Raw genomic sequence first — 11,934 nt, 5'->3', positions numbered from 1 at the left:
ACTAGATCCCCTTGAAGGGTCGTTCGAGACCAGGACGTTGATAGGTCAGGTGTGTAAGCGCAGTAATGCGTTCAGCTAACTGATACTAATTGCCCGTAAGGCTTGATCCTATAACAAGTCTGTTTCGGCTCCATTCGTGTGAGCCAGGACTGGTTGGATTCTCGTGTGTGATACACACAACTCAAAATTACTGCTTCTTCCAAGATTGGTTGTGCTGCGAAGCCAGCGCAACAACCCTCTTTGCCTGATGACCATAGCGAGTCGGTCCCACCCCTTCCCATCCCGAACAGGACCGTGAAACGACTCTACGCCGATGATAGTGCGGATTCCCGTGTGAAAGTAGGTAATCGTCAGGCTCCCTAAGCCAAGAACCCCCGCCCGAAAGGCGGGGGTTTTTGCATTCGCGCGGCAGAAATGCCTGGGCGCGCGGAGTGGACGGCATGGCTGCATGTCGTGCTGCATGCATTGATGCTCGCTGAGGCTGGCCCAATTTCCGTCCCAGTCTTAGCTGGAAAATTCCGGCTCTTCGGGGCGGGCCGAATCGGCCCGATCGGTGCACTGGCGGGCGAATTCCGCCGGTGTCATCCACTGCAGCGCAGAGTGAGGGCGCGCCTCGTTATAGTATTCGCGCCAGACTTCGATTTTGCGTCTGGCGTCCTCCAGCGACAAGCACCAATGTGCATTGAGGCATTCCTCCCGGAAACGTCCGTTGAAGGATTCGTTCTTCGCGTTGTCGGTTGGCTTGCCAGGACGCGAGAAGTCAATCTCCACGCCGTTCTCGTACGCCCATTTGTCGAGCGCCTTCGAAATGAACTCGCTGCCATTGTCTGCCTTGATATAGCGTGGAAGCGGGCGATGCTGCGCAAGCCGGGTCAGCGCGGCGACAACGTGTTCGCCACGCAATGAGCCGTCGACTTCAATCGCCAAGCATTCCCGCGTGTAGTTGTCCACGATCGTGAGCGTACGCAAGCGCCGACCATCAAACAGCGCATCAGCGACGAAGTCCATACTCCAGATTTCGTTGATTGCGCTCACTGACTGCTTTGGCTGTCGGCGCCGAGCCGACTTGTTCCGTCGAGGTCGTTTGTGGCGCAATGAAAGCCCCAGTTCCCGATACACGCGCTCGACGCGTTTATGGTTGTCTTGCCAGCCTTCCCGGCGAAGCATCACGTACACGCGGGGCGCACCATAATGCACCCGCACTTCGGGGATCTCCTTGATGCGCATCTCCAGCGCGCTTTGATCCCGCGCGACCGACTCGTAACGGTAAACCGTGCGGGACAGTTGCAACAACGCGCAGGTCTGCCGCTGGCTTGCGCCGAAACGCTGCATCAAGTCCGTGAGCAGATCACGGCGCCGGGAAGGCTTCAGAGCTTTTTTGACAGCACGTCCTGCAGCATGGCCTTGTCCAGGCTCAGGTCCGCCACGAGCCGCTTGAGCTTCGCATTCTCTTCCTCAAGCTGCTTCAACCGGCGCAGCTCCGAAGGCGATAGCCCGCCGTACTTTGTCCGCCAGTTGTAAAACGTCGCGTCGCTGATTCCCATCTTGCGGCAGACCTCTGCGACCGGCGTGCCCAGCTCGGCTTGCTTTAACGCGTATGCGATCTGCTCTTCGGTGAACTTGCTCTTCTTCACGGCATGACCTCCTGGTCTTGATGACAACGTCATGCCGGAATTTTCCACTTCCAAATGGGACAGTTTTGTGGGCTAGGGTCAATGCAGGTTCAGTTTAGTAGATGGATGTTCGTTAAGGGAGCTAGCCGAAGGGTATAGCAGCGCACGAAGATAACTACTTAACCGCGGGTTCCGCCGCTGACATAAAGCGCTTCGTAGCCGAGATATCAGTTGAGAGATCGAGGGTTAGCAGGGCAAGAAAACCAAAGAAAATTGTGGGGATCAGTAAAAATCCCGCAGTCGGCCACGATAAATTTTGATGCGAAAAAAGATACCAAGGACCGAAGGCTGCGTAAACAGAGATTGCATATGTCGCGAAAAACATCAATTGCTTTGTTTTTCTTTTTCGTTCCGTATTGTAAGAATCCCTGAATATAAATCTATTTGAATTTTCGTTAAAATCAATCAGATGCCGAACTGTCTTCATCATGGATAAAACGGTCAATGGCGAGCGAGAATTAAGTATGAATAGTATTTCTCGATATTCATAAAGGGATCCAAAAATGGCTCGAAATTGCTGCTCTACAACGAGACGGCTTCGCTTGGAGATGTCCGTGGATAGAAATGATGCTAGTTGATCTAGCTTTGATTGTTCTAATCGCTTTGATTTAATTCTTTCCTTCCACCGTACCTGAAGGTGTGGGATCAGCCAAGCAGCTACTGTGGTCGCCAATCCCGGGAGAATTAAATCTGTAAAATGTTGAGCTGATGTGGTCATATTGTTGCTATAGTTGAAATTGATGCACCAATTTTTCAGCGCGGTTGATAATCGGATGTGGCGTGGTAAATCCAGTATGTCGGAGAAATTTCAGTCTATTATTTCTATAAAAATTTGGCTGACATGTCAACCGGCAATTTCCAGTGAATTTTGAGAAATTGTGCAAAGTGTTTTTTGAAGATAAAGCGATATCCGATGCTGACTTAGATTGCTAAGTCAATCAAATTCGATACAGGTGATGAAAGGTGCGCCAGCACTGGCATCATCCAGATTTTGCCCTGAACTGGCCGGAATTTAATCGACGCTAACGTGTCAACGCGGACAGAAAACTGACCTAGTTTCAGGCGCTTCACCGAAGGAAATCTGACCCACCCGGCTGCTTTCGCGCTTGTTCGTGTTCCCGTGTGTCTTGCCTTTCCTCCTGGCTCCAACTTGCGCCATACTGAGCGGCGCGTGGTCGAACATAGGTTCCAGGAAGGCTGGCTCAAATATGAGAGGCTTGGCGGCGACGCTTAGGGCACCCGCTGGGTGCCTTCGTGGCAGGGGGCTGCCTCAAGCATTCTCACGAGCTTTGAGAATCCTCAAAGCCCGTGAGAAATTCCGAGGCTCAACGGAAGCCAGCCGGATCCGACACCTACGCAGGCGGTCGTGGTGAGGCGCCTGAGCGAGCACGTAGCGCTTCGTAGAGTTGGGCCGGCCCCAGCAAGATGTCCTTCAGCCCGTCCCGGACCTGCTCCGAATCGAGCGCCTGCTTGCTCATTGTGGTGTGCGCATCGAATGCGTCGATGATGGCGTGCATCAGTGCTGCCGTCAGGTCGGGGGAGTTGGCGAATTGCTCCTTGCTGTTGCTGGCGGCTTGCTGCACCAGCAGCGCGTTTTCCAGCAGTTTGCCCTTGAGCACGCCGTTCACGTACACGAGCTGGTCGTCGTCGGTCAGCTCGCCCTCAAACAGGCCGTTGACCTTCTGGATGATTTCGTCGAGGAACGCCTTTTCCTTGTCCTGGACTGCGCCGCTGCCAACCGCATCCATCGACGTCAGCTTCGGCGTCTCGCCGTGGCCGAGAATCAGCGGTTGGCGGCCGGTGTTTCTCAGGCTGTGGTGCGTCAGCGTGACCTTGGACAGGTCGACGGTGTCCCGTTCGCGGCCGAATTCCAGCAGCGGGATGAGCAGCTTGTAAAACAGGAAGCGCTTTTCGATGTCGGTATTGCCGTAGTCAAAAATCTGCGACAGGAACGCATAGAGACGCATGAACGCCCCCATGTCGTTCTTGAAAAGCACCAGTGCGTCGAGTGTGTCCTTGGCAGCCTGGACCGCCTTCTCGTCGTGCTGCAATTCGGCGGCGGCCCGGTCCTGCTGTGCCGCCTTGTAGCGCCTGAGCAGCCGGTCAGCTACCGGCGCGATAGCGGCTTGCAATTGCGCCTGGGTGCCCTTCGGGTCCAGCTCGACCCTGGTTACGCGGTCGACCTCGAAGTCGTCGTAATAGCCTGCAGCATCGAGCTTGGCACGCAGGTCGTACACGTGGTGCGGGTCGGTAGTAGCCTCCAGTTCTGCCGTTTCGTAATACGTCTTGAACGCCTTCAGAATTTCGCCAGCCTCGTTAACGAAATCGAGAATATAGGTGGTGTCCTTGCCCGGATGGGCGCGGTTGAGGCGTGACAACGTCTGCACCGCTTGTATGCCACCGAGCATCTTGTCGACGTACATCCCGCACAGCAGCGGCTGGTCGAAGCCGGTCTGGAACTTGTTGGCGACCAGTAGCAGGTGATAGTCGGGCTCGGCAAACGTGTCGCGGATGTCGCGCCCCTTGAGGCCGGGATTTAGTTCCCGGCTGGTCTCGGTGACCGGTGACGGATAGCTGTCGGGGTCGTCAATTTCGCCGGAGAACGCGACGAGCACGCCCAGCGGATAGTTGCGCTGCTCGATGTATGCGCGAATCGCCTTCTGCCAGCGCACGGCCTCCTTACGGCTCGCGACGACCACCATTGCCTTTGCCTTGCCGTCGAGCAGCGGCTGCACATTCTCGCGGTAGTGTTCGACGACGATTTGCACCTTCTGCGCGATGTTGTACGGATGCAGCCGCACCCACTGCATGATGCCTTTCATCGCTGCACTGCGTTCGACCGCCTTCTCGTCGTATTCCTGGCCGTCGTGCGCCAGCTTGAACGCGAGCTTGTAGGTCGTGTAGTTCTTTAGCACATCGAGAATGAAGCCTTCCTCGATGGCCTGGCGCATCGAGTACACGTGGAACGGCTGCGGCAGTCCATCCGGACCCGGACGGCCGAACAGCTCCAGCGTTTTCTGCTTGGGCGTCGCTGTGAAGGCCACATAGCTCAGCCCCTTCGCGCCGGTGCGCGCCTCCATCTGGGCCGCCAGCAGCGCCTCGGTGTCGATTTCGCCGCCGTCCTGTAGGTCCGCCCACTCCTCGGCCGACAGCAACTGCTTGAGCTTGGTCGCTGCCTCGCCGGTCTGCGAACTGTGCGCTTCGTCGGCGATGACCGCGAAGCGCTTGCCTTCAGTCGCCGCCAGCTCGTGGACTGCTTGCAACGCGAACGGGAACGTCTGGATGGTACAGACGATGATTTTCTTGCCGTCCTTGAGCGCTTGACCCAGTTGGCCGCTCTTGCTGCCGTGCTCGTTCGTGATAGTGGCGACGACGCCAGTGGTGCGCTCGAAGTCGAAGATGGCTTCCTGTAACTGCGCGTCAAGCACCGTGCGGTCGGACACGACCAACACGCTGTCGAACAGTTTGCGGTGCTCGGCATCATGCAGGTCGGCAAGGAAGTGCGCGGACCAAGCAATCGAATTGGTCTTGCCGGAGCCTGCCGAATGCTGAATCAGGTACCGCTGACCTGGCCCCTGAGTCAGGACGTCCGCCACCAGCTTGCGGGTTGCGTCGAGCTGGTGGTAGCGAGGGAAGATGACGGATGTCAGCTGCTTCTTGTCGTCCCGTTTACCAATCAGGTAGCGATGCAGGATGTCGAGCCAGCTATCGCGTGCCCAGACATCTTCCCACAGATAGGCGGTGGCGAAACCGTTAGAGTCTGGTGCGTTGCCTGCCGCGCCGTTGTTGCCACGGTTGAACGGCAGGAACTGGGTTGCCGGGCCGGCGAGCCGGGTGGTCATCATGACCTCGGTCTGGCTAACCGCGAAGTGCACGAGCGCGCTGCCGGGAAAATTGAGCAGCGGTTCGAGTTGCCCGCCCTTAGGCAGAGGGTGGCGGTCGAAGCGGTACTGGTCGACGGCGTCCTGCACGCCCTGCGTGAAGTCCGACTTCAGCTCGGCGGTCGCGACCGGGACGCCGTTCACGAACAGGACCAGGTCAATCGCGTCGGTGGGGTGGTTCGGCGAATGCCGCACCTGGCGCACGACACGTAGCCGGTTGGCGGTGTAGTGCTGCTGGATGACCGGGTTGATGGCCAGCGCCGGCTTGAACTGCACCAGGGAGAGGGGCTCCTTAAGGCCCAGCATCTCCACGCCACGGCGCAAGACATCCAGGGTGCCGCGCTCGTTCAGGCTCTTGCGCACCCGTTCGGCCAGACGCTCGCTGAGTGCCGGGCCATGCGTTTTGGTCAGGCGCTGCCAGGTGTCGGGCTGCGTCGCTTCAATCCATGTGAGAAGGTCGGGCAGGAAAAGCGCGTTGACGCGGTCGTAGTAAGCCGCATCGCCTTCGGCATAGAGCCAGCCATCGGCTGCCAGGGACTGGCATATTTCGGCTTCGAAGTGATGCTCCTGGTGGAGGTTGCTCATGGATGACCCCAGATGCGTTCGATGTTGTTCTTGGTTGAGGAGGGCGGCGTTTGCGGTTTAACCCTCGGTGTAGCTGCGCTCCAGCAGCGGCTTGGCGCGTTCTAGGTCAGCCTGGTTCCTCAGTGTCAATTCGACGTCGCCGGTGCCCCAATGACCAATCCCACTGACGTTTCGACTGAATCCTTCTTCAAGCTCAACCAATGCCGGGTCGAGCTTAAGCGTGACAAGCAGGCGATTTGGATAGGCAATGACGCAGGCAAAGTTCTTCAGGCGTCGGAAGGCGGAGTAGAGCTTTAGTCGTTTCTCCTGCACATCCTCCCCCAAAGTCGCTAGATAGCTGGTTGTTTGCGTGTACAGCTCGCGAATCTCGGTGGACGCAAGGGCAAGCTGTTCGTCCAGCGTCTTGTCCTTACCTGTTGCCTTTGGTTTATCGGGTACGGCAGGCACGTCGACCGGCGCGGGCTTGGCCGTGGTGGCATCTGGAGCGCTCTGGGCGTTCACCAGTTCGAGCAGCAGCAGATCGTCACCAAACAGCTTGTAGCGAATCAGCTCGATATTGCGCTGAATCTGCTGGACGGCGTGCTGGTCATAGCGCGTGAAATCGGCTGCGATACATAGCAGACGCGTGCCGATCCACTCGATGCGCTCTGCCTCGTCGTTGCCAAGTTTTTCCATCACCAACCAGCGGAATTCCGCCTGGTGGTCCAGCAGCCAGTCTAGGTAGAACAGCCCTTGGTTGATGACATTTTCGTTGCTGTGACGCTTGTACTCGATGATGACAGGGCAACCATTCTCGTCCAGGCCCAGCGAATCAATGCGGCCTTTGTGGGTCTTGCCTGTTACGTATTCGCTGGCGAGGAAGCGCACGCCGAGAAACGTCGGCATGTTCGTTTCGATGAGGCTCTGCAGATGCTTCTCGAGTTTGGTGGCCTGGCCCGGAAGCTCACTCGCGGCACCGTTTAACAGGCGGAACAACTGAATATCGCTCATGCGGCCAACTCCTGCTGTACCGCGTTACGCACGTCGATTTTGCCGGTGACGGCGGCGGAAATCAGGGCGCTGCGGCGCTCTTTAAGCAGGTCGATGGCACGTCCGGCTTCCGATTTAAGCTGGTCGAGCTTGGAAGTTTCTTCGTCGAGAAACGCCAGCAAGTCTTCTTGCTCGCACATTGGCGGAACAGCCAGCGTTACCGCATTCAATGTACCGATGTTAATGACGTCCATGGTTCCGCCTCGACTAACCATCGAGAACTGCTCGAAGACAACGGAACTGCGAAGCACGGCTTCCAGATAGCGACCAGACAAACTCGCTCCGACTCTTACGCGTATCAAGCGCGGATTGATGATTCCACGCTCAACATTTTCAGGAACGATCGCTATCTTTCCGAAGGTTCCCACGCAACTGATGAGGATGTCCCCAGCTTTAACCGAATATTGCTGAAGCTCTGCGTACTTGCTATCGTCAATGTAGTAATCGCCAATCGAAAAATCTGCGGGTATTACCTGCTCTTGACCGTAAACGCGATAGCCACTGGAGACGTACATTTCCTTCGTCAGCGCCGAGCCGAACGGTCCTGCTTTCACATCGGCCAGGAGTCGCTTCAAAGGAACCACTCTCCAATGTACTGGCACGTTTCCCAGCCATGCCACACCCGAATCCTTCATCGGCGCGTCGGAATTGAGGCCGCGGGTAACGGCATGCGAGATGGTGGCCTGACGCTTCTCAGCCAGTAGGACCAGGAGCTTTTCCTGCTCGGCAATCAGCGCATCAATCTTCCTAGTCTCGCGATCGAGGAACCCGGCAATGGTGCGTTGCTCGTCACTCGGCGGTATAGCCAATATCATGTTTGACAAGAACTCCCAGTTCACCCGCGGCATTTTTGAGCCGAACGTAGAGCCATCGACCATTGCAATGAATTCTTGGCTCAGCACCTGGTACTGTAGGAAGCGAGGAACCAATCTCTCGCTGGGCCGAAGGACGTGGAAATCTCCGACCGCCTCACCAGAACAATCTGCCAAATATGCTTTTGCGAGGTATGGACGTAGCTTGCCGAAAAGGATATCACCGGGCTCAAACGCAACACCTTCGCCGACAAACTTGGTTTCCGTTGGGACAAACTTACCCGACCAGCTCTCGATGTTTTCTAAAGCGATAGGGTTCCAACGGCGGTCTGTCTTGTCGGTTGCAAGGGATACCGATAGCTTCAACCGACCGACGTCCCAATGCGTCGGAACTTTACCGAGCCAAGACAACTGACTGTCCTTGTATTCTGGATACGTCGGCAAGCTCATTCCGCCAACTCCTCGAGCATCTTCATAATATTGGCCGAGATCGCCTTCAGTTCCTCGTCAATCGTGTGCAGGTCACGCGGCGGCTCGAACACATAGAAGTGCCTATTGAACGGAATCTCATACCCGACCTTGCTCTTCTCCTCATCTATCCAGGCGTCCGGCGCGTGCGGCAGGACCTCACGCTCGAAATAAGCACTGATATCCTCGGCGAGTGGCACGTTCTCAGTATCGCGTAGTGCACTATCCACCTGAGGCTTGCCTTTCTGTTTGCCCTTGACGCCCAGCACCACCTGGCCCTGCTCGTCACGCAGCGGACGCTCGACGGTAATCGTCGTGTAACCGAATTCCTCGTTCCTGAAAATCCGCGAAACCGGCACTGACTTCACCTTGCCATTTGACGGCACGTCCGGCACATTGCTGCCAGACGGTACGACCCATTTGCCGATCTCTACGCCCGCCGCATCAAACACGGTTGTCAGTTCAGACTCGACAAAGTCGCCGAACAGCTGCGTGACAGTTGCGATGTGCTCGTCCGACATCTCCTTGCGCTTGCTGCCGAGGCTCTTGCGCATCTTCTGCCAGAAGCTCGACGCATCGATGAGTTGGACGAATCCCTTGCGCACCTCGGGCTTCCGGTTCGACAGAATCCACACGTAGGTGGCAATGCCCGTGTTGTAGAACATGTCGGTCGGCAAACCAACGATGGCCTCGACCAGATCGTTCTCCAGCACGTAGCGGCGGATTTCGCTCTCGCCGCTGCCGGCGCCGCCCGTGAACAGCGGGGAGCCGTTCAGCACGATGCCGAAGCGGCTGCCACCATTCTGCGCCGGACGCATCTTGCTGATGAGATGCAGCAGGAACAGCATCGAGCCATCGGAGACACGCGGCAGGCCAGGGCCAAAGCGTCCGTCAAAGCCCTTCTGTTCATGCTCGGTGCGCACAGCCTTCTCGACTTTCTTCCACTCGACGCCGAACGGCGGATTGGACAGCATGTAGTCGAACTTGCGCCCACCATGACCGTCGTCCGACAGCGTGTTGCCCGCGACGATGTTCGCGACGTCTTGGCCCTTGATCAGCATGTCGGCCTTGCAAATGGCGTACGACTCGTCGTTCAGTTCCTGCCCGAACATGGTCAGACGCGCGGCTGGGTTGTGCTCCAGCAAGTGCTCGCCCGCGACCGACAGCATGCCGCCAGTGCCGGCTGTCGGGTCGTAGATGGTCCGAACCACGGCGCTGCCGGGCGTCAGCACGTCGTCGTCCTCGATGAACAGCAGGTTGACCATCAACCGGATGACCTCGCGCGGGGTGAAGTGCTCCCCGGCGGTCTCGTTCGAGATTTCAGCAAATTTGCGAATCAGTTCTTCGAAGACAAGCCCCATCTGGCCGTTATCCACCACGCCCGGGTGCAGGTCGATGTTCGCGAACTTTTCAGTCACCAAGTAGAGCAGGTTGGCCTTGGCGAGACGTTCGACCTGCGCGTAGAAGTCGAAGCGTTCGAAGATGTCGCGCGCAGCAGGCGAGAACGCCTGGATGTACGCGTACAGGTTCTGCCGGATATGGTCCTGGTCGCCCAGCAGCTTGATCAGGTTGAGCGGTGACGTGTTATAGAACGACTGGCCGGCCTTGCGGACGAGGAACGGGTCGGGATTCAGACCGGCTTTCGTTTTGGCATCAAACTCTACGAGGACCGCAGTCTTGGTAGATTCAAGGACGCAGTCGAGGCGGCGCAGAACCGTAAACGGAAGGATGACCCGACCGTACTCAGACTGCTTATAGTCGCCGCGCAGCAGGTCCGCGACCGACCAGATAAATGAGGATAGCGCCTGATGATTCGTCTTTGAGGCCATGTATGCGCGGGTTTAAGTTGTTGAGTTAAGTTATCGGGCGCCGACTGGAACGCGTGGCCGACCTCGATAACGGCTCAGAAGTGACGCGATTTTACCCCTGGCTGCTAAAGGAGGTCCCAGCCGTGGTTCCTTTGATGCCGGCTTTTTATGAACGACCAGACATGGGCTTTGCGCTGCGGAGACGTGATGTATTCGGCGCTTTCGCTGCGGACAGGGCGTAGGCTAAGCAGCCGCTCAGCGGTGAATGTTGCGCACTCGCGAGTTCCGCCAGTGCGCGTTGCACGGTCAAAGCGCGAGCCTCATCTGCGGGCTGGACTCGTCACGAGGTGTCTTCGAGGCCCTGGTGATTGCGATGCCCTCCACGTTGCCCGTGAGGGTATACAACCCAACAGCGTGCTGCCGCCCACACTCGGACGGTTGGTGCACCCAGGAGGTGTTGATACGGTATCCCTCCTTACGCAGTTCAACAATCCGCGCTCGAGGGTCGACGATGTCGAGAAACCGCATAGCCTCCAGCGTCGTTACCCCTCCGCGTACCCTCATCGCCTCAAGCAGGCGCGCGCGTTGATGCGTGGTGGTGTTATCTGGCCAGTTGTCGATGATGCGGTTGAAGGACAAGAAATTGTGCATTGGAAGTAGTAGTGGTTGATGCAAGGCGTATTATTCGCCTCCAACCTCGAAACTCTGCTACCGAAATGCCCCACAATTTGGCTGGCAAATCATCCGGCCGATATTCTGCAAAATTTGACGTCTATTTCGGCCGCCTCATTCTGGTGGGAGGTCCGACTCTATTCCGATTTCACGACGAAGCATATACACCGCGTCGACGGCCATGATTGCTGCGGTTTCATCCGGCATGCGCTTCGCGAGCGCCAGCATCGCTTCAAATATCTCGCTGATTGTTTGCGGCTCTTGTGGCTGAGGGGAAGCCTTCGGTGGGATGCTCGCGCGGTTCAGCAGCAAGTGCGCAGCGTTTTCGCTTTCAGCAACTTGGCGGCGGTGATCTTTCGCGTGCTGCTTGATGGCGTCTCGCTCTTCATCGGACAGAATTTTCCGGACAGTTCGGTCCTCGGTGTCTTCCCATACGCGAGCCGCGACCGTGGCAATGAATTTACCTGGAAAGTCGCCACACATTTTGTACAGCGCGCGAGCAAGGTGCAGCACGAAGGTGCGGCGCTCACTAATTGGTGGCCGACCTGCAGACCGACGTTCGACCGTTAATGCTGCGTTCCGGAGGTTCTTCATCGGGCTGCGGAAGCTTTTCTCTATGTCAGGGGGCAGCCAGGACGAACTTTCGGCTGCAAGCTCGGCTTCAAAAGCGGCTGCTTTCTTCATCAACCGACGAACTTCTGCGGTGGTGGGGGGGAAATCGGAAGGCTCGCCTTCGACACAGGCGATGTACGCGAGTGCAATCTGGGTGACTGCGGTTACCTTTAGCACTGCCCCCTTGCCGAAGACAGATTGCTTGAAAAAGCTCCGCACGCTTGGATAGGTCAGAAAGCTCTTGAACCAGTCAGATTCTGCGCGTGCGGCTTGGTCCAGACTCAAGAAGTAGCGAGCTTCACTATAGGTCTCGGCCAGCTTCTCGTTCGTTTCCAAAATGGTCATGTGCGGATTAGAGGCGCTTACCTTGCTAAATCATGAACTCATAGGCGAA

General features: G+C 57.1%; 8 protein-coding genes and 2 rRNA genes. 2 read left to right on the top strand and 8 right to left on the bottom strand.

Annotated features, from left to right (window positions below; all coding sequences use genetic code 11):
- Both CFB43_RS17505 and rrf read left to right on the top strand, forming a co-directional pair.
- Positions 1-110: ribosomal RNA gene (locus tag CFB43_RS17505) — 23S ribosomal RNA — on the top strand; the annotation flags it as partial.
- 133 nt (positions 111-243) lie between these two features.
- Positions 244-356 (top strand): 5S ribosomal RNA (rrf, locus tag CFB43_RS17500).
- A gap of 148 nt (positions 357-504) precedes the next feature.
- Here rrf and CFB43_RS17495 read toward each other — a convergent pair.
- The 8 genes from CFB43_RS17495 to CFB43_RS17465 form a co-directional block, all read right to left on the bottom strand.
- A protein-coding gene (locus CFB43_RS17495; protein WP_089495883.1) for an IS3 family transposase occupies positions 505-1,634 on the bottom strand; the annotation gives its coding sequence in 2 pieces (ribosomal slippage) (positions 505-1,382 and positions 1,382-1,634; 1,131 coding nt in all).
- Between the two features lie 154 nt (positions 1,635-1,788).
- Positions 1,789-2,391: a hypothetical protein gene (locus CFB43_RS37760; RefSeq protein ID WP_144023068.1), complete on the bottom strand. Its 603-nt coding sequence runs from the start codon at positions 2,389-2,391 to the stop codon at positions 1,789-1,791.
- A gap of 634 nt (positions 2,392-3,025) precedes the next feature.
- Positions 3,026-6,139 (bottom strand): type I restriction endonuclease subunit R, encoded by a 3,114-nt coding sequence (locus CFB43_RS17490; protein WP_089495882.1) that lies wholly within the window; start codon positions 6,137-6,139, stop codon positions 3,026-3,028.
- Between the two features lie 57 nt (positions 6,140-6,196).
- Positions 6,197-7,129, bottom strand: coding sequence for a DUF5655 domain-containing protein (locus tag CFB43_RS17485; RefSeq protein ID WP_089495881.1), 933 nt, complete (start codon positions 7,127-7,129; stop codon positions 6,197-6,199).
- Positions 7,126-8,430 carry a restriction endonuclease subunit S gene (locus tag CFB43_RS17480; protein ID WP_089495880.1) on the bottom strand — a complete coding sequence of 435 codons (1,305 nt, stop codon included), beginning with the start codon at positions 8,428-8,430 and terminating at the stop codon, positions 7,126-7,128. Before CFB43_RS17480 ends, CFB43_RS17485 begins: the two co-directional genes overlap by 4 nt.
- A complete protein-coding gene (locus CFB43_RS17475; RefSeq protein ID WP_089495879.1) occupies positions 8,427-10,277 on the bottom strand; it encodes a type I restriction-modification system subunit M in 1,851 nt (616 codons plus the stop codon). The genes CFB43_RS17480 and CFB43_RS17475 overlap by 4 nt, the downstream gene beginning before the upstream one ends.
- A gap of 285 nt (positions 10,278-10,562) precedes the next feature.
- Complete coding sequence (locus CFB43_RS17470; RefSeq protein ID WP_256990025.1) at positions 10,563-10,895, bottom strand: helix-turn-helix domain-containing protein; 333 nt, start codon at positions 10,893-10,895, stop codon at positions 10,563-10,565.
- Positions 10,896-11,042: 147 nt separating this feature from the next.
- Positions 11,043-11,885 (bottom strand): hypothetical protein, encoded by an 843-nt coding sequence (locus CFB43_RS17465; RefSeq protein ID WP_256990024.1) that lies wholly within the window; start codon positions 11,883-11,885, stop codon positions 11,043-11,045.
- Positions 11,886-11,934 lie beyond the last annotated feature (49 nt).

The sequence above is a fragment of the Burkholderia sp. AU15512 genome, from assembly GCF_002223325.1.
Taxonomy (GTDB): domain Bacteria; phylum Pseudomonadota; class Gammaproteobacteria; order Burkholderiales; family Burkholderiaceae; genus Burkholderia.
This window is presented reverse-complemented; position numbering and strand designations above follow the sequence as displayed.